At 53.1% G+C, this 26,870-nt stretch carries 27 protein-coding genes; all 27 read left to right on the top strand.

What is annotated here, in order from left to right; translation table 11 throughout:
* The first annotated feature begins 298 nt into the window (after window positions 1–298).
* The 27 genes from Q4579_RS03185 to Q4579_RS03055 all read left to right on the top strand — a co-directional run bounded on the left by Q4579_RS03185 (window position 299) and on the right by Q4579_RS03055 (window position 26,838).
* Entirely contained in the window at window positions 299–1,450 is a 1,152-nt protein-coding gene (locus Q4579_RS03185; protein ID WP_303561555.1) for a flagellin, read from the top strand.
* A gap of 195 nt (window positions 1,451–1,645) precedes the next feature.
* Window positions 1,646–1,960 (top strand): flagellar protein FlaG, encoded by a 315-nt coding sequence (locus tag Q4579_RS03180; protein WP_303561553.1) that lies wholly within the window; start codon window positions 1,646–1,648, stop codon window positions 1,958–1,960.
* A 22-nt stretch (window positions 1,961–1,982) separates the two neighbouring features.
* Window positions 1,983–3,356, top strand: a complete 1,374-nt coding sequence (fliD, locus tag Q4579_RS03175) for a flagellar filament capping protein FliD (RefSeq protein WP_303561551.1) — start codon at window positions 1,983–1,985, stop codon at window positions 3,354–3,356.
* A 24-nt stretch (window positions 3,357–3,380) separates the two neighbouring features.
* Complete coding sequence (locus tag Q4579_RS03170; RefSeq protein ID WP_303561548.1) at window positions 3,381–3,680, top strand: flagellar rod protein FlaI; 300 nt, start codon at window positions 3,381–3,383, stop codon at window positions 3,678–3,680.
* A 15-nt stretch (window positions 3,681–3,695) separates the two neighbouring features.
* Window positions 3,696–4,100: a flagellar export chaperone FliS gene (fliS, locus tag Q4579_RS03165; RefSeq protein WP_211645941.1), complete on the top strand. Its 405-nt coding sequence runs from the start codon at window positions 3,696–3,698 to the stop codon at window positions 4,098–4,100.
* Window positions 4,101–4,330: 230 nt separating this feature from the next.
* Window positions 4,331–5,794, top strand: coding sequence for a sigma-54 dependent transcriptional regulator (locus tag Q4579_RS03160; RefSeq protein WP_211645940.1), 1,464 nt, complete (start codon window positions 4,331–4,333; stop codon window positions 5,792–5,794).
* Between the two features lie 191 nt (window positions 5,795–5,985).
* Entirely contained in the window at window positions 5,986–7,047 is a 1,062-nt protein-coding gene (locus tag Q4579_RS03155) for a PAS domain-containing sensor histidine kinase (protein WP_303561545.1), read from the top strand.
* Complete coding sequence (locus tag Q4579_RS03150) at window positions 7,044–8,453, top strand: sigma-54 dependent transcriptional regulator (protein ID WP_303561543.1); 1,410 nt, start codon at window positions 7,044–7,046, stop codon at window positions 8,451–8,453. The genes Q4579_RS03155 and Q4579_RS03150 overlap by 4 nt, the downstream gene beginning before the upstream one ends.
* A 116-nt stretch (window positions 8,454–8,569) precedes the next feature.
* Complete coding sequence (fliE, locus tag Q4579_RS03145; protein ID WP_211645937.1) at window positions 8,570–8,881, top strand: flagellar hook-basal body complex protein FliE; 312 nt, start codon at window positions 8,570–8,572, stop codon at window positions 8,879–8,881.
* Between the two features lie 16 nt (window positions 8,882–8,897).
* On the top strand, window positions 8,898–10,634 hold the full coding sequence (gene fliF / locus Q4579_RS03140) for a flagellar basal-body MS-ring/collar protein FliF (protein ID WP_303561541.1): 1,737 nt from the start codon (window positions 8,898–8,900) through the stop codon (window positions 10,632–10,634).
* Window positions 10,624–11,667, top strand: a complete 1,044-nt coding sequence (gene fliG, locus Q4579_RS03135) for a flagellar motor switch protein FliG (protein WP_211645935.1) — start codon at window positions 10,624–10,626, stop codon at window positions 11,665–11,667. Before fliF ends, fliG begins: the two co-directional genes overlap by 11 nt.
* Before the next feature lie 18 nt (window positions 11,668–11,685).
* Window positions 11,686–12,492 (top strand): flagellar assembly protein FliH, encoded by an 807-nt coding sequence (fliH, locus tag Q4579_RS03130; protein WP_303561539.1) that lies wholly within the window; start codon window positions 11,686–11,688, stop codon window positions 12,490–12,492.
* Complete coding sequence (gene fliI, locus Q4579_RS03125; RefSeq protein WP_211645933.1) at window positions 12,489–13,805, top strand: flagellar protein export ATPase FliI; 1,317 nt, start codon at window positions 12,489–12,491, stop codon at window positions 13,803–13,805. The genes fliH and fliI overlap by 4 nt, the downstream gene beginning before the upstream one ends.
* Before the next feature lie 38 nt (window positions 13,806–13,843).
* Window positions 13,844–14,281: a flagellar export protein FliJ gene (gene fliJ / locus Q4579_RS03120; RefSeq protein ID WP_303561537.1), complete on the top strand. Its 438-nt coding sequence runs from the start codon at window positions 13,844–13,846 to the stop codon at window positions 14,279–14,281.
* 117 nt (window positions 14,282–14,398) lie between these two features.
* Window positions 14,399–15,847: a flagellar hook-length control protein FliK gene (locus Q4579_RS03115; protein WP_303561536.1), complete on the top strand. Its 1,449-nt coding sequence runs from the start codon at window positions 14,399–14,401 to the stop codon at window positions 15,845–15,847.
* Window positions 15,848–15,923: 76 nt separating this feature from the next.
* Window positions 15,924–16,418 carry a flagellar basal body-associated protein FliL gene (gene fliL, locus Q4579_RS03110; protein ID WP_303561534.1) on the top strand — a complete coding sequence of 165 codons (495 nt, stop codon included), beginning with the start codon at window positions 15,924–15,926 and terminating at the stop codon, window positions 16,416–16,418.
* Window positions 16,419–16,425: 7 nt separating this feature from the next.
* The gene (gene fliM, locus Q4579_RS03105; RefSeq protein WP_211645929.1) at window positions 16,426–17,472 is read left to right on the top strand and encodes a flagellar motor switch protein FliM; all 1,047 of its coding nucleotides are present in this window, start codon (window positions 16,426–16,428) and stop codon (window positions 17,470–17,472) included.
* Between the two features lie 12 nt (window positions 17,473–17,484).
* The gene (gene fliN / locus Q4579_RS03100) at window positions 17,485–17,877 is read left to right on the top strand and encodes a flagellar motor switch protein FliN (protein ID WP_211645928.1); all 393 of its coding nucleotides are present in this window, start codon (window positions 17,485–17,487) and stop codon (window positions 17,875–17,877) included.
* Window positions 17,878–17,881: 4 nt separating this feature from the next.
* Window positions 17,882–18,268, top strand: coding sequence for a flagellar biosynthetic protein FliO (gene fliO / locus Q4579_RS03095; protein ID WP_368501953.1), 387 nt, complete (start codon window positions 17,882–17,884; stop codon window positions 18,266–18,268).
* 2 nt (window positions 18,269–18,270) lie between these two features.
* Entirely contained in the window at window positions 18,271–19,122 is an 852-nt protein-coding gene (fliP, locus tag Q4579_RS03090; protein WP_303561710.1) for a flagellar type III secretion system pore protein FliP, read from the top strand.
* A gap of 20 nt (window positions 19,123–19,142) precedes the next feature.
* Window positions 19,143–19,412 (top strand): flagellar biosynthesis protein FliQ, encoded by a 270-nt coding sequence (gene fliQ, locus Q4579_RS03085; RefSeq protein WP_303561531.1) that lies wholly within the window; start codon window positions 19,143–19,145, stop codon window positions 19,410–19,412.
* Between the two features lie 11 nt (window positions 19,413–19,423).
* Entirely contained in the window at window positions 19,424–20,206 is a 783-nt protein-coding gene (fliR, locus tag Q4579_RS03080; protein WP_303561529.1) for a flagellar biosynthetic protein FliR, read from the top strand.
* Window positions 20,207–20,233: 27 nt separating this feature from the next.
* The gene (gene flhB / locus Q4579_RS03075; protein ID WP_303561527.1) at window positions 20,234–21,364 is read left to right on the top strand and encodes a flagellar biosynthesis protein FlhB; all 1,131 of its coding nucleotides are present in this window, start codon (window positions 20,234–20,236) and stop codon (window positions 21,362–21,364) included.
* Between the two features lie 133 nt (window positions 21,365–21,497).
* Window positions 21,498–23,594 carry a flagellar biosynthesis protein FlhA gene (gene flhA / locus Q4579_RS03070; RefSeq protein ID WP_303561525.1) on the top strand — a complete coding sequence of 699 codons (2,097 nt, stop codon included), beginning with the start codon at window positions 21,498–21,500 and terminating at the stop codon, window positions 23,592–23,594.
* A 65-nt stretch (window positions 23,595–23,659) separates the two neighbouring features.
* Window positions 23,660–25,237, top strand: a complete 1,578-nt coding sequence (gene flhF / locus Q4579_RS03065; RefSeq protein WP_303561523.1) for a flagellar biosynthesis protein FlhF — start codon at window positions 23,660–23,662, stop codon at window positions 25,235–25,237.
* The gene (locus Q4579_RS03060) at window positions 25,230–26,120 is read left to right on the top strand and encodes a MinD/ParA family protein (RefSeq protein WP_211645922.1); all 891 of its coding nucleotides are present in this window, start codon (window positions 25,230–25,232) and stop codon (window positions 26,118–26,120) included. Before flhF ends, Q4579_RS03060 begins: the two co-directional genes overlap by 8 nt.
* A complete protein-coding gene (locus Q4579_RS03055) occupies window positions 26,113–26,838 on the top strand; it encodes an RNA polymerase sigma factor FliA (protein ID WP_211645921.1) in 726 nt (241 codons plus the stop codon). Before Q4579_RS03060 ends, Q4579_RS03055 begins: the two co-directional genes overlap by 8 nt.
* Window positions 26,839–26,870 lie beyond the last annotated feature (32 nt).

Genomic DNA, 26,870 nt, shown 5'->3' with positions numbered 1-26,870 from the left:
AACATTGACTGACTTTGATTGGTATAAGCAAAAAATCACTCAGAAACCTCAAAAAAATCAGTAAAGTTTTTCTCCCGCCCGTCGATAACCTTTATAGAACAAGAAAGTGCGTCTCAACGAAGAAAACCCCTCGGGGGTCTTGAGTACCAAGTCACACTTTTTTGCCCGGTAAAAATTTTTCAAAAAAATAACTAAAGCTTTCTTCTCCAGCGCCGTTAAAGGTGATGTACGAAGATTAACCCGGACTTGCCGGCTGAGCTGGTCAAGCCACAAAGAAACACAAGTAAGGAGAATTACTATGGCAGTTACAGTCAATACTAACGTTTCTGCAATGACCGCTCAGCGTTACCTGAACAAAGCTAGCGATAACACAGCTGCTTCTATGGAGCGTCTGTCGACCGGTTCACGCATCAACAGTGCAAAAGATGACGCAGCAGGTCTGCAAATCTCTAACCGTCTGATGACTCAGAGCCGTGGCCTGGACGTTGCCGTCCGTAACGCCAACGACGGTATCTCTATGTCTCAGACCGCTGAAGGTGCAATGCAGGAAACCACCAGCATTTTGCAACGTATGCGTGACCTGGCGCTGCAATCCGCGAACGGTTCAAACTCTGATGATGACCGTAAAGCGATTCAGGAAGAAGTTACTGCACTGAACGACGAACTGAACCGTATCGCAGAAACCACATCTTTCGGTGGTCAGAAACTGCTGAACGGTACTTTCGGTACCCGTGCATTCCAGGTGGGTGCTGACTCTGGTGAAGCCGTACAGATTACGCTGAAAAACATGCGTTCTGACGGCGCTGACATGGGCGGTAGCCTGATGGTTTCTACCAACGGTGTTGCCGACAAGAACTCAACACTGGATGCAGATACCACGATTGAACTGAGCGTGACTGATGCAGACGGTAACGCAACAGCAGTGAGCGTAGACCTGGTTGGCGGCGATGACATCGAAGAAATCGCAACCCGTATCAACGGTCAGAACGATCAAATCAACGCATCTGTGACTGAAAACGGCGAACTGCAGCTGTTCTCTTCGAACGGTACTGTCGGCGTGACCACGGGCACAATTGCAATGACTGATACATCAGGCAACGCAGTTGACGCATCTATTGCTGGTACTGCAGCGGATGTGACGGTTTCTCAAATGGACGTCAGCACCATCGGTGGCGCACAGCAAGCTGTGTCTATCCTGGACGGCGCGATGCAGTTTGTTGACTCTCACCGTGCAGAGCTGGGTGCGAAACAGAACCGTATGGATCACACCATCAGCAACCTGAACAACATCAACGAAAACGTGACTTCTTCAAACAGCCGTATCCGTGATACTGACTTCGCGAAAGAAACCACGAACCTGACGAAGAACCAAATCCTGCAGCAAGCGTCTACTTCTATCCTGGCGCAAGCAAAACAGGCGCCTCAGGCAGCACTGAGCCTGCTGGGCTAATTCGCTCAATGAAGCGGCAGGGGCAACCCCTTGCCGCTTTTTTCGATCAGAAGGTGTCAGACAATGGACGTTAAATCTGTATTAAACCCTTCATTTCTCTCCCGATATTCTTCATCCAATACGAAGTCATCTGTTGGCACAGATGTTGCAAAACCTTCTACCGGGCATTCACACGATAATTCTTTGACGCCAGCGGTGTCTGAACCATCCGCGAGAAGCTTGTCTTCACCGTCAGAAGTCAGACGTGTCGAGCAGTCTGCCAAGCTGGAAGAGCAACGACAGTTACATCGCCAGCAACTGGAAAAGCTGGTGGAACGTATTGAAGATTTCGTTGGCTCCATGAACAAGGGGCTGGCATTCCGAATTGATGAAGAATCCGGGCGTCAGGTGGTCACCGTATACGAAAAGGAAAGCGGTGAAGTGATCCGACAAATTCCCGATGAAGATATGCTGGTCTTGTCGCGTCAGATTGCGACATACACGACCGGGCTTCTGACGACAAAAGTGTAATCGGTACGGGTTGAGGTTGTAGATGAATATTGGCGCAATGGGAACGGCATCCGGCCTGGATATCAACGCCATGGTCGACAAGATCGTCGCTGCAGAGCGAGCGCCAAAGGAAGAGCGCATCAATCAGCGCAGGGAAGAGGCGAACGTCGAGCTGAGTGCTTACGGCCGTCTGAAAGGCGCATTGGATGGCATGAAAAGCCTGATGGCTGAGTTCCGTCAGGGAAACACCTTGTCTGCCCGGACAGCAACTTCCGATAATCAGGATATGCTGACCGTCAGTGCAAATCATGAAGCACAGCCAGGTCGCTATACCGTCGAAGTTCAGCAACTGGCGACAGCACACAAGGCGGCTTCTGCACCGATTGATGACAGCGTTGCTCTGGGTGCCGGAAAATTGACACTGTCTGTCGGCGGTCAGTCTTTTGACGTTTCACTCGACGGCAATGAGAGCAAATTGCTGGATGTGGTGCGCCAGATTAACCGCCACCCGGAGAATACCGGTGTGCTTGCCTCGGTGATAAAAGACAGCGCAGGCGCGCGACTGGTGCTGACATCGGATAAGTCCGGCGAACGGAATCCGTTAAAAGTGACGGTGGATGCCCCGGCGGGCAGTCCGTTGCAACAGTTCGCCTTTGACAGTACACAATCAGCCAGCCCGATGATTGAAATGCAGGCTGCCGCTGATGCGAAAGTGCTGATTGACGGGTTAGCCCAAATCAGCAGTGACACCAACACACTGAAAGATGCGATTCCCGGTGTGGATATGGACTTGAAACAACTGTCGGCCAACAGTAACCAGCCTCAGGCGGTGATCGAAATTGGCTACGACAGAGACAAAGCGGGTGCTCAGATTGAACGATTCGTGAATGCTTATAATCAGTTTTACGATACGACCAAAGAGCTGGGTAAATTCGACCCAAGCACCCAAAGCAAAGGACCTCTGGTCGGGGACAGTATGTTGCGGGCTTCGGTGCAGCAACTGCGAAATGCATTCAGCACACCGCTGGAAGAAGGCCCGTCCAGTTTGCAGACATTGAGTGAATTGGGAATTACCACGACGCTGACCGGTCATCTGGAGATCGATTACGATAAATTGGATCGTCAGTTGAATACCAATTTTGCAGATGTCGGTGAGTTTTTCGGAAATCGGAAAGGTTTTGCCCGCCGGATTGAAGATCTGCTGCATGCATACACAGGTGCAACAGGGAGTATCTCGAACCGGGAAAAAAGTATTCACGAGCAAGTGCTGAAGCTTAACAATGACGAGCGTGACCTGGATCGACGGATGGAAAGTGTCTATCAGCGCACCCACGATCAGTTTGCAGCCATGGATCATGCGATGGGGCAAATGCAGAGTCAGCTGGGTTCAATGATGAGTATGATGCCGCAACCCTAACGGCAGACAGCGAGAGGGAAAGCAATGTCAGTGAAGATGATGCAAACCCTGGCCGACATTGATCAGCAGTTATACCAGGTGCTCAATGAAGGTACGGAGATTGACGCAGATAAACTACACGCCTTGCTGGCAGACCGCCAGACCGTGTTGAATGATCTGAAAGCAGTACCGGAATTATTGGACAAAGACAGTTGGCAGGAAGCTATCGACAGAACATCCGATTTGCTGACGATATTGCGCGAACGGCGCGAAATGTCGGCAGATCAATTGAAGAGATTACAGCACGGACAACGGTCAGTGCAGGCATATCATCAATTTCGCTAAGGTAACATCATGGTCATGAGAGGAAATCTACAGGCTTATAAACGAGTCTCCGTAGACAGTCAGTTAACATCCGCATCACCACATCGTGTGATTCAAATGCTGATGTCAGGTGCAATTGAACGTTTGATCCAAGGAAAAGCGGCCTTGGAGCAAGGATCGATTTCAACCAAGGGTGAACGCTTGGGTAAAGCGCTGGATATCGTGATCAGTCTGCGCGGTTGTTTGTCATTTGAAGATGGCGGTGACATCGCGAAAAATCTGGACTCACTCTACTTGTACATGATTGAAAAGATCTCAATGGCGAATCAGCAGAACGATTCAAGCCATCTGGATGAGGTCATTGAGATGCTGCGGGAAATTAAATCCGCCTGGGATCAAATTCCTGCAGAGCATCACAATATTACCAAGATGGAGTATTAATACGTTACCTAGTTATTGCAAAAACGTTCTCATCTTCACTCGCAATTTAGAGAACCATAGCCAATAAATTGCGTAACCCGCATCATTCCGTGGCACTGGGCTCACAGCTTTTCACTGTGCCCGGTTGCCAAGTCCTGTTCTTTTATTACAATGGACAGCAATTATGATTTGGTTGCTGTTCCGTTTGAATACGCCACAAGAATAGATAAAGACAGGCAAATATCACTTCTATGCAAGGTTTAGCTAAGACCCTCGTCATTGATGACGACCCGCAGCACCGTCACGATCTCAGCGTGATCCTTAATTTTGTCGGTGAGCAGCATGAAGCGATAACCACCGATGAGGCTGACAACGCACTATGGGATAAAACCTGGAGTGCCTGTTTGATCGGGAATATCCATTCTGTGAAAAAGCAGAATCACGTGCTTGAGCAACTGCGTCAGCGGTATCACATTCCCGTTCTGGTCATGTCTGATCTGGAGAAAGCAGTTTCAGGTATGCCGAATTTTGTGGGGACGCTGTCGCACCCGTTGCATTACAGTCAATTAATGGATGCGCTGCGTCATTGTCAGGAATTTCTGGGAAAACACAGTTTTCAGGTGCCTCAGCTGGCTCGAAAAAATACGTTATTCCGCAGTATGGTGGGGCGTAGCGAGAGCATCAGTCAGGTTCGGCATCTGATCGAACAAGTGGCCGGTACGGACGCGAATGTCCTGATTCTGGGTGAATCAGGCACAGGTAAGGAAGTGGTCGCACGCAATATTCATTACCACTCCTCCCGCGGCAAAGGGCCTTTTGTCCCGGTAAACTGTGGTGCGATTCCCCCCGATCTGCTGGAAAGCGAACTCTTTGGCCATGAGAAAGGTGCCTTCACGGGCGCAATTTCGGCTCGGAAAGGACGTTTTGAGCTGGCGGAAGGCGGCACGCTGTTTCTGGATGAAATCGGCGATATGCCTATGCCGATGCAGGTCAAGCTGTTGCGTGTCATTCAGGAGCGCTGTTTCGAGCGGGTGGGCGGAAATCAGTGCATCAAGGCTGATGTCCGGATTATCGCTGCCACGCACAGAAATCTGGAACAGATGATCGCCGAGAATCATTTCCGTGAAGACCTGTTCTACCGGTTAAATGTGTTTCCGATTGAAACCCCATCACTGCGAGAGCGGCTGGAAGATATTCCCCTGCTGCTACAGGAACTGCTGACCCGGATGGAAGCGGAAGGTGCAAAGCCGATCCACTTTACGCCCCGTGCCATCACTTCTTTGATGGAGCATGACTGGCCGGGCAATGTCCGGGAACTGGCAAACCTGATCGAACGGCTGATGATTCTGTATCCGGGTGAGATGGTGGATGTGAATCATTTGCCGGTGAAATACCGTTACACCGATTTGCCGGACTTCAGACCTGAAGAACGCGCGATGTCTGTTGAAGACGAGGAGCGGGCACTGCTGGCTGACGTTTTTGCCAGTGGTTATCAGGATACGGACGAAAACTTTGGCTTCAGCGATTTACCGCCGGAAGGCCTGAACCTGAAAGAAATGCTGGCCGAGCTTGAAGTCGATATGATTCGTCAGGCACTGGAAGCACAGGCCGGAGTGGTTGCACGGGCTGCAGATATGCTGGGGATGCGTCGTACCACGCTGGTTGAGAAAATGCGTAAGTACAATATCTCCACCAAAGAAGCGAGCAACGCTTAAGCTCATCCGGAGCGGCGCTGAATCAGCGTGTCAGCAACCGGATGACAAAAAAAATCAGGAGCGGTGTCAAATTAATGACATCGCTCCTTTTTTATACGCCGACACTAATTGATTGATTTGCATTAATTATTCTTGGCATAAAACATGCTTAACTCATGTATATTAGGGAATCGTGTCATAAGGGTGTCAAGGTGGAAGAAGCACAGTCAGTCTCCCCGTTGGGAAACCTGAGTCAGCAGGTCAGTCGCTACAAGCAGGTGATTGAAGTGATGCCAACCGGCGTGATCTTGCTCGACGGGATGGGAAAAGTGTGTGAAGCAAACCCGGAAGCTGTCCGCCTGTTAGGAGAGCCCCTGGCGGGAGAGCGTTGGGTTGAAGTGATTCAGCGTGCTTTTGCCCCTCAGGAAGACGATGGTCATGAGATTTCTTTACGCAGTGGCCGCAAAGTGAAACTGGCGATTTCTGCGTCCGACAGCGGACAGCTCATCGTGATCACCGATATGACGGAAACCCGGTTACTGCAGTCGAGATTCAGCGAGATGCAACGGATGTCTTCGCTGGGACGTATGGTGGCATCTCTGGCGCATCAGGTCCGCACACCGCTTTCCAGTGCCATGTTGTACGCTGCTAATTTGTCGTCGCCTCAGTTGACGGCACAGACCCGTGACAGGTTTCAGACCAAGCTGATGGATCGGTTGCGGGATCTGGAAAAGCAGGTCAACGACATGCTGCTGTTTGCAAAGGGCGGTGATAACAAAGTGGTTGCGCCATTTACACTCGAAACCTTGTTTAATGAGCTCGATGCCATGGTTGAAGCACAGGTCGTGGCTAATCAGGTCGATTTCTCGATTGAATGCGACGATGAAAGCCCCTGTATTTTGGGGAATGCCAATGCCCTGGCCAGCGCGATCAGCAATCTGATCACCAATGCGATTCAAATGTCCGGCAAGCAGTGCCGGGTCAGCCTGAGTGTGGCTTGTACACAAGAAATGATTCACCTCAGTGTGACGGATAATGGACCGGGGATCGCGCCAGATATGCAGAAAAAAGTGCTGGAACCGTTTTTTACCACCCGTCAGCAGGGAACCGGTTTAGGGCTGGCGGTCGTACAAATGGTCGCCAAGGCACACAATGGCAGCTTGTCGTTGCAATCAGTGCCAGGAGAAGGCACCACCTTCACACTGAGTGTGCCCATGGCAATCAATCACGACAATGAAGATCATGAACTGACCCCAACAGGAGAAAGGCAATGACAAGCCGTGTACTGATCGTTGAGGATGACGAAGGTCTGCGCGAAGCATTAGTAGACACTCTGGCACTGGCTGGCTATCAGTGGCTGGAAGCGGAAAGTGCAGAGCAGGCGCTGTTGCTGTTGAAATCAGAGCCGGTCGATATTGTGGTTTCTGATGTTCAGATGGCAGGCATGGATGGTTTAGGGCTGCTCAGAAATATCAAACAGCACTGGCCAAAACTGCCGATGTTGCTGATGACGGCTTACGCCAACATTGAAGATGCCGTTTCAGCCATGAAAGAAGGGGCCATTGATTATATGGCCAAGCCGTTTGCCCCGGAAGTCTTGCTGAATATGGTCAGCCGTTATGCACCGGTGAAGGCGGAAAATAGCCATGCCGTTGTAGCGGACGAGAAAAGCCTGAAATTGCTGGCGCTGGCTGAGCGGGTTGCTCAGACCGATGCCAGCGTGATGGTGCTGGGTCCCAGTGGCTCGGGCAAAGAAGTGATGTCCCGCTATATTCATCAGCACTCCCTGCGCAGTGACGGACCCTTTATTGCCATCAACTGTGCAGCCATTCCGGATAATATGCTGGAAGCGACCTTATTCGGCTATGAAAAAGGGGCGTTTACCGGGGCTGTTCAGGCTTGTCCGGGAAAATTTGAACAGGCACAGGGCGGTACGATCCTGCTCGATGAAATCAGCGAGATGGATCTGAATCTGCAGGCGAAGCTGTTGCGTGTGTTGCAAGAGCGCGAAGTGGAGCGTTTGGGCAGTCGCAAGAGCATCAAGCTGGATGTCCGAGTGCTGGCGACCAGTAACCGCGATCTCAAGCAATATGTGGCGGAAGGAAATTTCCGGGAGGATTTGTATTACCGCCTGAATGTATTTCCGCTGGTCTGGCCGGCATTGGCAGAGCGTCCGGGAGATATTTTGCCGCTGGCCGCGCATCTGGCTGAGCGTCATTGCCTTAAACAAGGTCTGCCAGCGCCGGTTTTCTCACCGGCAGCGCAAAGTAAATTGCTGGCTTACCCTTGGCCGGGGAACGTGCGAGAACTGGATAACGTCGTGCAACGGGCGCTAATTCTGGCCGGAGAGGCTGACATCGGCGGCGAGCATATTTTGCTGGAAGGATTGGACTGGCTGGACGCGCAAGGGTTGCAGCATGCAGTGGCTTCCCCGGTTGCCTCTGTGGCCATACAACCGGTCAGTGATTTGCCTGTCGCACCGGTGGGCGCATCGGCACTGCCGGGTTCAGACAGTCTGGGCAGTGAATTACGAGAGCAGGAGTTTGCCATCATTCTCGATGCCATTCAGGCGTGTGAAGGTAAACGCAAAGAAGTCGCGGAGCGGTTGGGGATCAGCCCGCGTACCCTGAGGTACAAACTGGCGAAGATGAGAGACGCCGGAATCGAGATCCCAGTTTAACGATAAAAGATGAATGAATAGATTCATTTCATATTTTTGGCGTTAAGCTTGCACAACTTTATCTTTTCAACGTGATGGCGATATTAAGCGTCAAAAAAGTAGCACGGAGATAACGAATGAAAGTCAACGGATTTCTGTCAGAAATGCAGGCATTGAAAATGGAGGCCAGCAATACCTCCCGTCCGGCGACTGGCGCGCAGGTCAGTGCGGATTTTGGTGCCGCTTTGCAAGATGCCATCCAGAACGTCAATGGTTTACAGAAGGCATCCAGCGATCTCAGCACGCGTTTCGATGAAGGGGATCGCAGTGTGTCTTTATCGGATGTCATGATCGCCCGTAATAAATCGAGTGTGGCCTTTGAAGCAACGGTTCAGGTTCGGAATAAGCTGGTTGAAGCTTACAAAGAACTGATGAACATGCCGGTTTAATTCAGGAATTAAGTGAGTGTCGGAACAAACATCCAACGAGCTTGCCGTTGCGGGTAATGCACCAGCGCCAGTTGTCTCAGATGACGATCTGGCGCTGCAAAATCCGGATCTTGAAGAAAAGAGTGCCACGCGTGTCGACAGCATGCTGGGCAATCTGGATTTGCTGCGTCAGGTGATTCTTGTCTTGTCAGTCGCGATCTGTGTCGCGCTGATTGTCTTGGTTGTCGCCTGGCTGAAAGAGCCGGAAATGCGGCCTTTGGGCAGTTATTCTACGGAAGAATTAATTCCGATTCTGGATCATTTCGATCAGAAGAAGATTGAATACCAGTTGGACGGGAATACCATTCGTGTGCCTGCCGATCAGTATGGGGCCATGAAGCTGGAACTGACCCGGGCCGGGCTGAACAACCCGACGGCGGAAGGGGACGATATCCTGCTGCAGGATATGGGCTTTGGGGTCTCTCAGCGACTGGAACAGGAACGACTGAAGCTGAGCCGTGAGCGCCAGCTCGCGCGGGCCATTGAACAGATCAGTCAGGTGCGCAAAGCACAGGTGCTGCTGGCAATGCCGAAACAAAGTGTGTTCGTTCGCCATAATCAGGAAGCGACTGCCAGTGTTTTCTTAACGCTGAGCACCGGCGGAACGCTGGGTCAGCAGGAAGTTGATTCCATTGTTGATATGGTGTCGACCGCTGTTCCCGGACTCAAGCCAAGCCGTGTGACTGTCACCGATCAGCATGGCCGTCTGCTTAGCTCGGGAACAGAAGATCCCGCAGCCACTGCGCGCCGGAAAGAATACGAGCTGGAGCGGAAACAGGAACAGGCCCTGCGTGAAAAAATCGACGCAATTCTGATCCCGGTTCTGGGTCTGGGCAATTACACCTCTCAGGTGGACGTTTCCATGGACTTCAGTGCGCAGGAAGAAACACAGAAGCGCTTTGATCCAAACACGCCGTCTACGCGCAGTGAATACACCCTTGAGGACTACAACAATGGTCAGGCTGTTGCCGGGATTCCGGGGGCGCTGAGTAACCAGCCGCCACAGGATTCTTCGATTCCTCAGGATGTGATTGATTTACAAACCGGTCAAGGCGGCAATGGCTCAGTACACCGTGAAGCGACACGTAATTTCGAGCTGGATACCACGATTCGTCATAAGCGTTCTCAAACGGGCACGATCAGCCGTCAGACGGTGTCTGTTGCGGTGAACTACAAACAACAGCTCAACCCGGAAACTGGCGAATACACGCGGGTGCCGGTCACCGAAGAAGAACTGGTGAAAATTCGTCGTCTGCTGATGGGCGGGGTCGGATTCCTTCAGAATCGAGGCGATCTGCTGGAAGTTATTTCAGTGCCGTTTGCGACACCGGAGCAAGAACGGATTGTCGATCTGCCAATCTGGGAACACCCGAATTTCAATACCTGGGTGCGCTGGCTGGCTGCGGCACTGGTGATTGTGGTGATTCTGCTGGTTCTGGTTCGTCCGGCGATGCGCAAGCTCTTGTATCCGAATCAGGCGGCCGATGGCACGCCACTGGATGAGAACGGGATGCCGATTCTTGCCGACGGTGATGAACTGATTGGCGCGGATCTGGACGGTGTTGAAGGCATTGATCTAACAAACAGCAATCTGGAGCTGCCAAACCTGCATAAAGATGACGATCTGCTGAAAGCGGTTCGTGCGCTGGTGGCCAATGAGCCTGATCTGGCAGCACAGGTTGTGAAGAACTGGGTATACGAAGATGGCAAATGAAGTCGCGACCACGGATGAAAAACCGTTCGACATTGCAAGTTTAAGCGGAACCGAAAAAGCCGCCATTCTTTTGCTGAGTCTGAATGAGCAGGACGCGGCGACGATTATCCGTCACCTGGAACCCAAGCAGGTGCAGCGGGTCGGTGGTGCCATGGCCAGCATGAAAGAGCTGAGCAATGATAAGGTGACCGCCGTCCACCGCCAGTTTCTGACGGATATTCAGAAATACACCAGCATCGGTATGGGCAGTGCGGACTTTGTTCGCAATACCCTGATTGCCGCGCTGGGTGAAGATAAAGCGAATAACCTGGTTGATCAGATCCTCATGGGCAGTGGTTCCCGGGGGCTGGATTCACTGAAATGGATGGATCCGCGTCAGGTCGCCAGCATTATTCTCAACGAGCACCCGCAGATTCAGACCATTGTTCTGTCTTATCTGGATCCGGAGCAGTCGGCAGAAATTCTGTCCCAGTTCCCGGAACGTGTTCGTCTGGATTTGATGATGCGAATTGCCAACCTGGAAGAAGTTCAGCCTGCAGCCCTGCACGAGTTGAACGACATTATGGAGAAGCAGTTTGCCGGTCAGGCCGGAGCACAGGCCGCGAAGATTGGCGGCATGAAGGCTGCTGCGGATATCATGAACTACCTCGACAACAACATCGAGGGGCTGCTGATGGAGCAAATCCGCGACAACGACGAGGAAATGGCCGTTCAGATCGAAGACCTGATGTTTGTCTTCGAGAATCTGGCCGAAGTCGACGACCGCGGTATCCAGAGCCTGCTGCGCGAAGTCCCGCAGGAACTGCTGCAGAAAGCCCTCAAAGGTGCCGACGATATGCTGCGTGAGAAAATCACCCGCAACATGTCCAAGCGTGCTGCTGAACTGCTGCTGGACGATCTGGAAGCCATGGGCCCGATCCGTGTTTCCGATGTGGAAGCTGCACAGAAAGAAATTCTGTCTATTGCCCGCCGTCTGGCTGAGGGTGGTGAGCTGATGCTGAATGGTGGTGGTGGTCAGGATGAGTACCTCTAATACCGCGGGGAAAAGCGCATGACAATGGAGCGCCGTCGCGGCTTTGTTCGTCTGAGTGGTCATCAGGCGGAAGAACTTGAACGCTGGGCCTATCCGGATTACTCCGATGAGGATCAAGGCCCGGTAGAAAATGCGCTGAACTATGATCCGAGCTGGCGCCCGAGGGAGCCGGTCAGTGAAGAGCCTGAACCCCAGCCCCTGACTGCGGCGGATCTGGAAGACATTCGCCAGTCAGCTTATGAAGAAGGGGTGGAAGAAGGTCGCGCTGCCGGTCACGCCGAGGGCTTTGAAGCCGGTCATCAGGAAGGTTTGGCTGCAGGCCATCTGGAAGGGATGGAAGCGGGCCGAGAAGAAGGCCTTGCCGTCGGACAAGGGACGATCGACGAACATGTCGCCAGTCTGAACGCCATCATTGAAAAGCTGGCAACCCCGTTGCAGCAGGTTGATCAGGCGGTTGAACAGCTGATGGTTGAGATGGTTGTAGCCCTGACCCGGGAACTGATCCGGGTGGAAGTGCAAACCAATCCGCAGATGATTTTGTCAACCGTGCGCGAAGCTGTGGCTTCTCTGCCCCTGGCATCGCAGCACATCACAGTGCAGTTGCATCCGGAAGATCTGGCCTTGATACAGGCTGCTTACAGCACTCAGGAGTTGGAAAACCGTCGCTGGCAACTGCAAAGTGAGCCAGGGCTGTCCCGGGGTGATGTTCAGATTGCTGCCGGAGATTCCACCGTAGACTTCTGCATTGAAGAACGCATTCGTCATTTACTGGCTCAGTTTCTGGGCATGAACCGCCAGCCAATCCCACAGGAGCAAGCTGAATGACCCTGTCTGAGCGACTGGCAGGCTACCGGACTCAGGGACTGGCCTGTCGGCCGGTTGCTTCCGGCCGTCTGGTTCGCGTCGTTGGTCTGACTCTGGAAGCCATTGGTTGCCGGGCTCCGGTCGGCAGTGTGTGTCAGGTTGAGGCCATTCAGGGCAGTATTGAAGCGGAAGTGGTCGGTTTCAGCGGCGAAACTCTGTATCTGATGCCCAGCGAACAGCTGACTGGTGTGATGCCGGGCGCGAAAGTCACCCCGATGATGGATGATGGCGGTTTGCCTGTTGGCCCTGAATTGCTGGGCCGGGTCATCGATGGCATGGGCAATCCGCTGGACGGAAAAGGCCGTTTGTATACGACCGCGCGCGCGCCTCTGAATGCTGAACCGATCAACCCATTGGCGAGAAAACCCATTCATGAACCGCTCGATGTCGGCCTGAAAGCCGTTAATGGCCTGCTGACGGTTGGTAAGGGCCAGCGGATTGGTCTGTTTGCGGGTTCCGGGGTTGGTAAATCGGTGACTCTGGGCATGATGACCCGGGGCACGACGGCTCAGGTTGTGGTTGTGGGCCTGATTGGTGAGCGTGGCCGCGAAGTCAAAGAATTCATTGATGAAATCCTGGGTGAAGAAGGCCGCCAGCGTGCTGTTGTGGTCGCTGCGCCTGCGGATGCCTCGCCGCTGATGCGGCTGAAAGGATGTCAGACCGCCCTGACGGTTGCGGAATATTTTCGCGATCAGGGGCTCGATGTATTACTGCTGATGGACTCTCTGACCCGGTTTGCACAGGCGCAGCGTGAAATCGCGCTGTCCATTGGTGAGCCACCGGCTACTAAAGGTTATCCGCCATCGGTCTTTGCCAAGTTGCCGGCGCTGGTGGAGCGTGCCGGGAACGGCGGAGAGCAGCAGGGCTCGATCACCGCTTTCTTTACCGTACTGACGGAAGGGGATGATCTGCAGGATCCAATTGCGGATGCGTCCCGGGCTATTCTGGACGGACATATAGTGTTGTCACGCGAAATGGCGGATGCCGGGCATTATCCGGCCATTGATGTGGAACGTTCGGTTAGTCGGGTCATGCCAGCGATCGTCAGTGAAGAGCAGATGCTGATGTCCAAAGCGGTACGGCAGATTCTGTCGATTTGTCGAAAAAATCAGGATCTGGTATCGATCGGCGCTTATAAGCCAGGCTCTGACCCGGCCATTGATCAGGCATTTACCCTGAAGCCTCGCTTGGATGCTTACCTGCAACAAGGCATGAAAGAGTCTGTTCCCTACGAAATGTGTGTGAACATGCTGCGCTCAACACTGGGCGCCTGATATGCTGAACGCAGACCAGACACGGAAGGAAGAACTGCATGGCTGAAGCATTGAATCTGATTCTTGATCAGGCCAGAGAAAAAGAGCGGAACGCGTTGCTTGCCCTGGAGCAAGCGAAGCGCGACCTTGACAGCTTTTACCATCAGCGGGAGCAAATTGAAAAGTATCGCTTTGACTACTGTCAGCAACTGACGGAACGGGGTCAGAGCGGCCTGACGGCCAGTCAGTTTAGTCATCTGCATAAATTTCTCGGGCAATTAGACGAAACGCTGGTTCAGCAGGATGCTGCTGGCCGGGAGTTTGAGCGCCAGGTTGAGCAATGCTCAGAGATTTGGCTGCAAACCCGGAAAGAGCGCAAATCCGTTGAATGGCTGCTGGAGAAAAAAGCCACGACCCGTGAACAGCAGCTCGCTCGTCAGGAGCAGAAGTTAATGGATGAATTTGCCACGCTACAATCCGCCAGAAGGCATCTCTGATCGGTCAGAATATCCGTACATATCCCACTTGGTTCGTTTCTTGCATGCTTACGGTTTATATCAGAAACCTGAGCGCGACGGCTGTAGTCGTCAAATTTTTGTCAGATAAAGGTAGATATGAAACCGTCCAGTCGTATTTCTGTCGATTTTAGCACGTCTGGTGCAGGGCTCCGGCCTGCAAAACCAGCGCATGCTGACAGCAGAGAAGAGCAAGGATTACCGGGCTTTTCATCCCGTTATGAGTCAGCCGTTCAGTCTGACAAAAAGCAGGAAGTCTCCCGTCAAAAAAATGAACCTTCTGCGTCGCAACAGGCGCGTGCAGAAAAATCTTCTGTGCGTCCGACTGAGAAAAAACAGGCCGGCAATGACAAGTTGGACGGTGCCGGGCGGCATGAAGCAGCCAAGGCAACGGCCAAAGAGACATCAAAAGATGCCATCGAGACTGCGGACGCTGATGAGACCCAGTCTGAAGGCAATGAAGAGCACATCCGTGCAGAGGCTGAAGCGCTGCTGGATCGGCTCAATGCCTCCAGCCAGCAACTGCAAACGGCAAAGGATGGCAAAGAATTGCCACCTGAATCCGATGTGGAAGCGCAAGAAATTGATGCGGCTGCTTTTTGGGCGGCAGGCAATACGACGCAACCCGGACAAGTGGCCTCGCAAACGGGCGATGTAGACGCCCTGACTGAAGGCGATGCGATCATGGCGGGCCGACAGGGAAAACTCGCGCAATTGCTGGCGGCTCAAACGCAGACGGCTGCAGACGGGAAAGCCAACGCGCCGGAATTATCTGCGCTGGCGGGCGCCGTTCAGTCGGCGACTCTGGGGGATTCGGCCGCAACAACCGCAGGTGAATCTCAGCCGGACTGGCTCAGTGATGCCATTGCCCGCCTGACGGCTTCGAAAGGTGGCGAAGCCGGGTTACAGGACGGCGGACAAGCCGGACAGCAAAGTGGTGCTCAATCCGGTATGACGGCTGGATTAAACGCAGCACTGATGGATGCCGGACTGCAATTGGATGGAGCTCAGACGGACAGTCCGGCAACCAGCCAGATTGGCGGTCAGCAAAACAATCTGCAATCTCTGGCTGCCGGTTTGCAGCGCGGGGATGCGGCGCAGGCACAGCAACCGCCGTTGCCCCTTCAGCGTGAGATGGCCGGGGAACAACTGGCCGAGCGCGTCCAGATGCTGATGAGTAAAAACCTCAAGCATGTGGATATCCGTTTGGATCCGCCGGAACTGGGTCGTCTGCAAATCAAACTACACATCAATCAGGATCAGGCGTCCGTGCAGTTTAACGTCAGCAATGCACAAACCCGGGATCTGATTGAACAAGCGATGCCACGTCTGCGTGAACTCCTGCAACAGCAGGGCATTCAACTGGCGCAGGGCAGTGTTCAACAGGACAGCGGACAGCAACTGGCGGGTCAGCAGGCCGGTGGCCAGCAGCAGGGTACAGGCAATTCCGGTGGCGGTCGTCATGCTGAGGCTGCCGAAGAGGACGCTGGCAGCGCCGTGGCGATGACGGTCAGCGAGCAACGTGACGGCATCGATTATTACGCCTGACCGGTCAGGGTTGTGAACCGAGCCGGACGCACAGAATTTAACCGATGGACTATTTCCGTTTTAGGAAACGAAAATTATGGCTGAAGCAGAAACAACGACAACAACGAATACAAAAAAGCGCCTGATTTTGATTTTACTGGCTTTGGTTCCCGTGCTTTTGGGAGGCGCTGCGGCTTGGTATTTTCTTGCGGATAATTCGCCTTCGGGCGAGGCGATGAATCAGGAGATGGCCAGCCCGTCCGGGAAGGCAGAACCGGCTTATTATGTGATTTTGCCTCATCCTTTCATTTTTAATGTGACCGGAGATACCCAGCAACGGTTGGTACAGGTTAAGGTACAGCTGATGGTTCGCGGTGATGACAACGATACGCTGGCCCGTCAACATATTCCGCTGATCGAGAGTACGCTGCTTCAGTCGTTCGGTGCTGCCAGTGTTGAGCAGCTTCGTTCACCAAGCGGCCGCCTTGAGCTGCGTCAGCAGGCGCTGCAGTCTGTCCAGTCTGCTTTGGTGAAAGTGTCCGGCAGTCCTGTGGTTGAACAGGTGCTGTTTACCGGCTTCGTAATGCAATAGGTTTCGCGTGACTGATTTATTAACCCAAGACGAAATTGATGCGCTGCTGCATGGTGTCGATGATGTAGAGGATGATCATCCCAAACAGGAGCCCGGCTCCGGGGTAATTTCATTCGACTTCTCGTCGCAGGACCGGATTGTCCGTGGCCGGATGCCAACGCTCGAACTGATTAACGAGCGATTTGCCCGGCATATGCGGATAAGCCTGTTTAATATGCTGCGCAAGACGGCAGAAGTCTCAATCAATGGTGTACAGATGCTGAAGTTCGGTGAATATCAGAACACGCTGTACGTACCAACCAGCCTGAACATGGTTCGTTTCCGTCCCCTCAAAGGCACGGCACTGATTACCATGGAAGCCCGGCTGGTATTCATTCTGGTCGAAAACTTCTTTGGTGGCGATGGTCGGTTCCACGCCAAGATTGAAGGTCGTGAATTTACCCCGACCGAGCGCCGGATTGTGCAGATGCTGCTCAAGCTGGTGTTTGAAGACTACCGTGAAGCTTGGTCGCCGGTGATGGGCGTCGAGTTCGAATATCTCGATTCTGAAGTGAACCCGACCATGGCGAACATCGTCAGCCCGACGGAAGTGATTGTCGTCAGCTCTTTCCACATCGAAGTGGATGGCGGCGGCGGTGATTTCCATGTGGTGATGCCTTATTCCATGGTCGAGCCGATCCGCGAATTGCTCGACGCTGGTGTCCAGAGTGACAAGATGGACACGGATGTTCGCTGGAGCAAGGCGCTGCGTGACGAGGTGATGGATGTCGAAATCAACCTCCGCGCCAAGCTGATGGACATTGATTTAACCCTGCGTGACTTGATGGAGCTGCGAAACGGGGATGTGATCCCGGTGGAATTGCCGGAATCGGCCACGCTTTATGTCGAGGATCTGCCGACTTACCGCGGTAAAATGGGCAAATCCGGCGACCATGTCGCAATGAAGATTACAGAAAAACTCAAACGGCCCGACACGGTGAAAACGGATCTGGCATTCCTGGATGGGGATGAACTGAGTCCGAGTTTCTCCGCCACTGACCCGATGGATGATTAATACAGGTAATTTATGTCAGATAAAGATCAACAAGTCGCTGACGACTGGGCAGCGGCACTGGCTGAGCAAACCAGTGATGATTCAATTGAAGCAGCGCCGCTGGAAGAATTGAAAGACGAAAGTAAACCGATTTCTGAAGATGAGCGTCGTCGTCTGGATTCCATCATGGATATTCCGGTGACGATTTCGATGGAAGTCGGCCGCACGAAAATCAGTATCCGGAACTTGCTGCAGCTGAACCAGGGGTCGGTGGTCGAGCTGGACCGTCTGGCAGGCGAATCGCTGGATGTGCTGGTCAACGGTACACTGATTGCGCACGGTGAAGTTGTCGTCGTGAACGATAAGTTCGGGATTCGTCTGACCGATGTGATCAGTCAGACGGAACGAATCAAGAAGCTGCGGTAACAAAATGATGGTCAAAAAAATCCACCTGACTTCGCTGCCACTTTTGTTCAGCCAGCCCGCACTGGCTGCTGCACCTGAAATTGATATGGGGGCCACCTTCGGCTCTTTAATGCTGGTGCTGGTGCTGATTGTTTTTCTGGCCTGGTTACTGCGCCGGATGAAACTGCCTGGTGTCTCCGGCGGGGATAACGGCCTTCAGGTCGTCCGTCAGGTTGTGGTTGGGCAACGCGAGCGGATTGTGCTGGTTCAGGTGGGCGAAGAGCAGGTGCTGGTTGGGGTGACCCCACAGAATATCTCGATGCTGACCAAGCTGGACAAGCCTTTGCCACTGGAGACCCGTGCCGGTAACGGCGAGTTCGCGCAGCAACTCAGTAAACTGTTGAAAAAATAATGATGCACCGACTGAATTTCTTGCCATGGATTGCTGGCTTGTTGTGCTTGCTGCTGTCCGGCGTGGCTCTGGCTCAGAGTGAAGATGGCGGTCTGGGGAATGTCGCAGGCAGCAGTGTCACTGTGAGTGAAATGCAAAGTGACAAAGGGGCTGCGACGCTGCTGACCACCAAAGGAGGCGGCGGGATCCCAGCTTTCTCTGTTTCGGTAAACCCGGACGGCACAGAAGACTACTCCGTAACGCTCCAGATTCTGGCGCTGATGACAGCGCTGGGCTTCCTGCCAGCGATTGTGATTCTGATGACATCTTTTACCCGGATTGTGGTGGTGATGTCGATTTTGCGTCAGGCGCTGGGCCTTCAGCAAACCCCATCCAATCAGGTGATTATCGGGATCGCCTTATTCATGACCTTTTTCGTGATGTCTCCTGTACTGGATGAAATCAATACTCAGGCTGTTCAGCCCTATCTTAACGAAGAAATGACGGCACCGGAGGCCTTGAGTGCGGCGCAGTTACCCTTGCGTCAGTTCATGCTGAAACAGACCCGGGTGAAGGATCTGGAGACGTTCGTCAACATGTCCGGTTCGGCGGCAACGGATCCGCAGGAAGTGCCGATGACGGTGCTGATCCCGGCCTTTATTACGTCAGAGCTGAAAACAGCATTTCAGATTGGCTTTATGCTTTTCCTGCCGTTTCTGATTATTGACCTGGTGGTCGCGTCCGTACTGATGGCTATGGGTATGATGATGCTGTCACCCATGATTGTCTCGTTACCATTCAAGCTCATGCTGTTTGTGCTGGTGGATGGCTGGAACCTGATTCTGTCCACGCTGGCTGGCAGTTTCGGGACTTAATCACACAGGGAGAACGTGACATGACACCGGAATCCTTTGTCGAGATTTTTCAGGAAGCCCTGTATATGGTCTTGCTGATGGTTACTGTGATTGTCGTACCGGGCTTGTTGGTCGGTCTGGTGGTTGCCATTTTTCAGGCGGCCACTTCGATCAACGAACAAACACTGAGCTTCCTGCCGCGTCTGGTGATCACGCTGGTCGCGCTCATGGTATTTGGTCATATGATGACCCGGATGCTGATGGATTACTTCTATCGCATCATTGAACAAATCCCTCAGATTCTTTACTGAGCCATCCAATCATGCATTATCCTGCGGAGATCATCCTCGACTGGCTTGCCAACTACTTCTGGCCGATGACGCGTATCGGCGCCATGATGATGAGTATGACGTTTTTCGGCGCGCGTTTTGTGTCGATGCGCATTCGCTTATATCTCTCACTGGCCATCACGTTTGCGGTGATGCCAGCCCTGCCAGCGGTGCCGGATACGCTTGAACTGCTGTCTTTTGAGGGATTTCTGACTACAGCGCAGCAGGTGGTGATTGGTGTGGCGATGGGGCTGGTCACGCAGTTTGTGACACAGACCTTTGTCCTGCTCGGACAAATTCTGGGGATGCAGTCCAGCCTGGGTTTTGCTTCCATGGTCGATCCGGCCAACGGGCAGAATACGCCGGTTCTCGGTCAGTTTTATATGATGCTGGCGATCATGCTTTTTCTGGCAACCGACGGACATCTTGAGATGCTGAATCTGGTCGTGATGAGCTTTACCACGCTTCCGGTGGGTTCGAGCATGCTGCAAAGTGTGGATTATCAGATGCTGGCGGGATGGTTCGGACTGATGTTTAAAGCCGGGCTGACGATGTCTCTGGCGGGCATTATCGCCCTGCTGACCGTGAACCTGTCTTTTGGTGTGATGACCCGGGCCGCGCCGCAGCTGAATATTTTCTCACTGGGCTTTTCTTTTGCGCTATTGCTGGGGTTGTTTATCAGCTGGTATCTGCTGGTCGGCATTCTGGCGCATTATGAAGATCACTGGCAGTTGGGGACTGAGCAAATCTGCAGCCTGATCCGGCTGGATTGTTAACTTTTCAGGTCAACAGGATAAAGTCAGATGGCAGAGTCAGACGGTCAGGAAAGAACGGAACAGGCAACCCCCCGAAGGTTGCAGCAGGCGCGGGAAAAGGGTCAGGTACCGCGCTCAAGAGAACTGGCGTCTGTGGCGGTCCTGGTGGCAGGTGCCGTCAGCCTGATGTGGTTTGGTGAAATGCTGGCGATTGCCATGAGTGAAGTCATGCGCAAGCTGTTTTCTCTCAGCCGGGAAGAAGTGCTTGATTTCAACAAGTTACTCTCCCTGACCGGGGATGCTATTTTGCACATCCTGTGGCCTTTAATGCTGGTCTTGGTGTTTCTCTTTGTTGCGGCTTTGATTGGCGCTTCAGCCCTGGGGGGAATCAGCATTTCCGCGGAAGCAGCCCGGCCGAAGTTTTCACGGATGAACCCGCTCAGTGGCCTGAAACGCATGGTGGGCAAACAAAGTGCCGTCGAACTGGTCAAATCGATTCTGAAAGTCGCGCTGGTTGCCGGAGTGGCTTACTTCCTGATGTATTCCAGTCTGGAAGATTTCTTTCAGCTGAGTATCGAAACCTATCCCGGGAATTACTTTCACGCACTGGATATTCTGCTGCGTTTTGTGCTGCTGATTTGTTGTTCCTTGCTGGTGGTTGTGGCGATTGATGTGCCGTTTCAGATCTGGCAGCACAATGAGCAGCTTAAGATGACCAAGCAGGAAGTGAAGGACGAATATAAAGATGTAGAAGGGAAGCCGGAAGTCAAAGGCCGGATCCGGATGCTGCAACGGGAAATGGCACAGCGCCGGATGATGGCAGAAGTTCCGAAAGCGGACGTTGTGATTACCAACCCGGAGCATTTCTCTGTCGCGCTGCGTTATGATCCGAAGCTGGACCGGGCACCGGTCGTGGTTGCCAAAGGGACCGATCATATGGCGATGAAGATCCGTGAAATCGCCAATGAGTACAAAATTGACATTGTCCCTGCGCCGCCGCTGGCCCGCTCGATTTACCACAGCACTGAGCTGGAACAGCAAATTCCGGATGGATTGTTTGCTGCGGTCGCACAGGTGCTGGCTTATGTTTTCCAGTTAAAACAATACCGTCGTGGCCATGGGAAGCGTCCAAAGCTATCGCCGGTTGCCATGGATATTCCACCGGAACTGCGTCACTGATCTGCATGGGCAGAAAGTTTTGGCTGCAGGTCAAAAAATTGACTTTCGAAGGCGGTATAAAATTTGCTTTATGCGAAGCTTAAGCGCGTTCAGTTCGTCTGACGTTACTCACTTTCCAACCCAGTAAGAATGCATGAAGCTGTCGATACCTTTTTCAGATAAATTGCCTCTCCATCGATTGCAGTCTTTACCGGCAATCGGGGCCCCGATCATGGTTCTGGCAACCTTGGCCATGGTGGTGTTACCCATGCCGCCGTTGCTGCTGGACATGGCGTTCTCCTTTAACATTGCGTTGGCGATGGTGGTGTTGCTGGTGACAGTGTATACCCGCCGTCCGCTGGACTTTGCCGCATTCCCGACGGTACTGCTGATTGCCACGTTGTTGCGGCTGGCACTGAACGTGGCTTCCACCCGGGTGGTGCTGCTGAATGGTCATGAAGGCCCTTCAGCGGCCGGTCAGGTGATTGATGCATTTGGCTCCGTGGTGATTGGCGGTAACTATGCCGTCGGTCTGGTGGTCTTCCTGATTCTGATGATCATCAACTTCATGGTTGTGACCAAAGGTGCAGGCCGGATTTCAGAAGTTAGTGCCCGCTTTACGCTGGATGCTTTACCCGGCAAACAAATGGCCATCGACGCCGATCTCAATGCAGGCCTGATTGATCAGGAACAGGCGCGAACGCGGCGGAGTGAAGTCACTAAAGAAGCCGATTTCTATGGTTCGATGGATGGTGCATCCAAATTTGTGAAAGGGGATGCCATTGCCGGCATTCTGATCCTGTTTATCAATATCATTGGTGGTCTGGTGATTGGCATGGGCCAGCACGGTCTGACCTTCGGTGATGCGATTGAAATCTACAGCCTGCTGACCATTGGTGATGGTCTGGTTGCGCAGATTCCGTCCCTGCTGCTGTCAATTGGCGCTGCCATGATGGTAACCCGTCAAAATACCGACGAGGACATGGGACAGCAGTTGATGTTCCAGATGTTCAATAACCCGCAGGCGCTGATCATCACAGGCGGGATTCTTTTCGTGATGGGCATTGTCCCCGGGATGCCGCATATTCCTTTCCTGCTGCTGGCACTGATCATCGGCTGTCTCGCCTACTGGCGGGTGAAGAAGCAGCAACAACAGAAAGCGCTGGCTGAAGCGGCACCACTGGAAGAAATTGACAGTAAGCCACCCAAGAAAGAGTTGTCCTGGGATGACGTCCAGCCAATGGATACCATCAGTCTGGAAGTGGGCTATCGCCTGATCCCCTTGGTGGATAAAGAACAGGGCGGGGAATTGCTGGAGCGGGTCAAAGGGGTGCGTAAGAAACTGTCGCAGGACTTTGGCTTCCTCATCCCACCGGTTCATATCCGCGATAATCTGGAATTACCCCCCAACACCTACCGGATCAGCCTGATGGGCGTGAACAATGGCGAGTCCAATATTCATCCGGATATGGAACTGGCGATCAATCCGGGACAGGTTTTTGGCAGCCTGGAAGGGGAAAGAACCACAGACCCTGCGTTCGGGCTGGAAGCGATCTGGATTCTGGAATCTCAGCGTGAGCACGCGCAGGCGCTGGGATACACCGTGGTTGATGCTGCGACGGTGCTGGCAACCCACCTGAGCCAGATTCTGGTCAACAATGCATCTCAGCTGCTGGGTCACGAAGAAGTACAGAACCTGCTGGAAGTGCTGGGGCAACTGACCCCGAAACTGGTCGACGGATTCGTGCCGGATCAGCTGCCATTGGGCGCGGTGGTGAAAGTCTTGCAAAACCTGCTGCATGAAGGTGTGCCGATTCGAGATATCCGCACCATTGTTCAGACTTTGTCCGAATATTCCGGGAAGAGTCAAGATCCTGACATTTTGACTGCGGCAGCCCGAATTGGTCTGAAGCGCCTGATTGTTCAGGAAATCAATGGTATAGAGCCGGAACTGCCGGTGATCACCCTTGTGCCAGAGTTGGAACAAATATTGCATAAGACTATGCAGTCAAGCGGAGGTGAATCCTCCGGCATCGAACCTGGGTTGGCTGAACGTCTGCAGCAGTCGCTGACGGAAGCCACCCACAAACAAGAATTAAAAGGTGAGCCTGCAGTCCTGCTGACCTCAGGGGTACTGCGAGGAACGCTGGCGAAATTTGTGAAAAACACCATCCCGACACTGCGGGTGCTCTCTTACCAGGAAATTCCGGATGAGAAGCAAATCCGTATCGTCAATGCAGTGGGTAATTAGGTGTCATCGGCCGACCGGGCTGTTCGTAACGCGCAGGTAATCCGTCACCGGATGGGAAGACAGAATTGAAAATAAAACGATTTTTTGCCAAGGACATGCGAACCGCACTGAGTGAAGTGAAGGAACAGCTCGGCGCAAATGCGGTGATCATGTCCAATAAGAAAGTGACCGGCGGGGTCGAGATCGTCGCAGCCGTGGATAACGATGCGCCGGAATCACCACCGCCGTCTCATCCTGCCCGTGATGCTTTGGCTGAACGCTTTGGTCAGGCCCGTCGCAAGCTTGCGGATGACAAAGTGCAGTTACAGCAATCTGCCAACGCCGGCCGCTTTGCCAAAGTGCTGCAGAATTATACGCAGGAACCGGAAACCGAAGTTGATTCTTTATCGGCGTTGCTTCAGCGACAGTCGAAGCATCAGCAGTCGCAATCCGGTGAGCGTCAAGGCCATGACATTGCTGCGCGAAACGGTGCAGACAAGCAAGCCCATGAAGGCGATCGCCGTCAGGTGCAGCATCCATATGGTGCCGCGGGACGTCAGCCTCAGCGCAATGGTTATGATGGCTACCGTCAAAATACGGACGCTGAGAGCGAGAACCGACCGGGCAGCCGCCTGGCCCAGTTACTCAATCAAAGCGCGGGCAGCAAACCTCAGCAGAACCGGCTTGATCCCAGCCGTTATGAATCAAATTCATCCCGCCGGGACGACGAACTGGACGCCATGCGGACAGAGATGGCTTCTATTCGCCGGTTGCTGGAGCACCAGCTGTCCGGGCTGATGTGGCAGGAAGTCGAGCGTCGTGAACCGATGCGCGCCATGATGATCAAACGTCTGGAAAAAATGGGGCTGTCTGCCGAACTGGCGGATCAGCTGGCCTGTTATATTCCTGAGGATGTCGCGCCCCATCAGGCCTGGTCATCCTTATTACAATTATTATCTGATCAAATCATCACCACCGATGACTGCATCCTTGAAACGGGTGGCGTTGTCGCCCTGCTGGGTCCGACCGGGGTGGGGAAAACCACCACCATTGCCAAACTGGCGGCCAGAGCCGCGATGGACTTCGGCCCGGATCAAATCGCTCTGGTGACCACGGATACTTACCGGATTGGTGCGCATGAACAATTGGCCACTTATGGTCGAATTCTGGGCTGTCCGGTCAGAGTCGCTAAAGATGCCGAAGAGCTTGCCGATATACTTCATCAGTTACGGCATCGCCGTCTGGTCCTGCTGGATACTGCAGGAATGGGGCAAAGGGATCTGCGTCTTCAGGAGCAGCTTGATACCCTGATGCAGAATAGTGGCTCACATATCCGTAGTTTTCTGGTACTCCCGGCAACCTCTCAGCGTCGGGTACTGCATGAAACCATTGAACATTTCCGTCGCATCCCGCTGTCGGGCTGTGTACTGACCAAGCTGGATGAAACACTCAGTCTTGGTGAAGTGATCAGTGTGACACTGGAAAGTGCTTTACCGATTGCCTATCTGGCCGATGGACAGCGTGTCCCGGAAGATATCAAAGTCGCGACAGGCCGCTTTCTGGTGAATCGTGCCAATGAGCTGCTGGAAAATGATGTGGGCCAGCAGCCTCACTTCTGGAGCAGCGAGAGCGCAGAGAACCAGGGGGCGGATTTTTATGATTGAGAATACGATGCACGATCAAGCGAGCGGCCTGCGCCGCATGACAAAATTGGCTTCAACCAAAGTGATCACGGTCAGCGGCGGTAAAGGTGGTGTCGGAAAAACCAACATTACGCTGAATATGGCAATCGCAATGGGCCGCCAGGGAAAACGCGTCATGGTTCTGGATGCTGATCTGGGTCTGGCTAATGTGGATGTAATGCTGGGTCTGCGGGCGGGTCGCAATCTGTCTCATGTGCTGGCTGGTGTGTGCGATTTGCAGGACATCATTATTGAAGGTCCGTATGGCGTGAAGATTATTCCTGCGTCATCCGGAACCCAGAACATGGCCGAGCTGAGCAGTGCGCAACATGTCGGACTGATCCGGGCATTTGCGACGCTCGAAGATGAAATTGACGTGCTGCTGGTCGATACTGCCGCCGGGATCTCAGATATGGTACTGAGTTTTGCCGGAGCCGCTCAGGATGTACTAGTTGTAGTTTGTGATGAACCAACCTCAATAACTGACGCTTACGCACTCATCAAAATCCTGAACAGAGAGTATCATGTACAGCGGTTCAAGATTGTTGCCAACATGGTGCGCAGCTACCGCGAAGGGCGTGAACTCTTCGCCAAGCTTACCCGTGTGACAGAGCGCTTTTTACAGGCCAATCTTGAACTGGTTGCCTGTATTCCTCTGGATGACCGGGTCCGGCAGTCAATTAAACGTCAGAAGGTGGTTGTGGAAGCATTTCCGCGGAGTCCGGCTGCACTGGCGCTGAGCACGCTTGCCAATAAAGCGCTGACCTGGCCAGTGCCAAATAATCCGGCCGGACATCTTGAGTTTTTCGTTGAGAAGTTACTCGTTAAACCAACAACACCTGAAGAGGTACCTCTGGGTGAATAAAGCACTAACATACGGCCGATATCAGGAATCACCCCATGCTTTTGTGGAGCGGTACTCGTCATTGGTGAAGCGAATTGCGCATCACCTGATGGCTCGGTTACCGCCCAGCGTACAGCTGGAAGACCTGATTCAGGCTGGCATGATTGGTTTGCTCGAAGCACAACAGAATTATGACCCCAGTAAAGGGGCCAGTTTTGAAACCTTTGCCGGTATTCGTATTCGAGGCGCCATGCTGGATGATATCCGGCGTGGCGACTGGGTTCCCCGTTCTGTCTATAAGAACAGCCGTCGTATTTCCGAGGCGATTTCCCAGCTGGAGCATGGCTTGGGCCGTGATCCGAACGACCAGGAAATTGCTGAATATCTCGAAATGACACTGGAACAGTATCATCAGGCATTAAATGATGTTAATTGTGGTCGCCTAGTGGGTATGGATGACCTCGGTGTGTCTGAAGATGCGGTTGCGACCGAAGATTCAATGACAGAAAACATGCCTTTTCAAGATGTTGCGGATGGCAACTTTCGCCACGCACTTGCTGGCGCGATCCGCACTTTGCCAGAAAGGGAAGCACTGGTGTTGTCGTTGTATTACGACGAGGAACTTAACCTCAAAGAAATTGGTGCCGTTTTAGGTGTCAGTGAATCCCGTATTTGCCAGATTCACAGTCAGGCAATGCAACGTTTGCGGTCCAAACTCTCTGCTTGGACTGTTTCATAAACACACGATTTAGAAGAAAACACTGTGACCTC

The sequence above is a fragment of the Photobacterium sp. 1_MG-2023 genome, from assembly GCF_030547945.1.
In the GTDB taxonomy this organism is placed as follows: Bacteria; Pseudomonadota; Gammaproteobacteria; order Enterobacterales; family Vibrionaceae; genus Photobacterium.
This window is presented reverse-complemented; position numbering and strand designations above follow the sequence as displayed.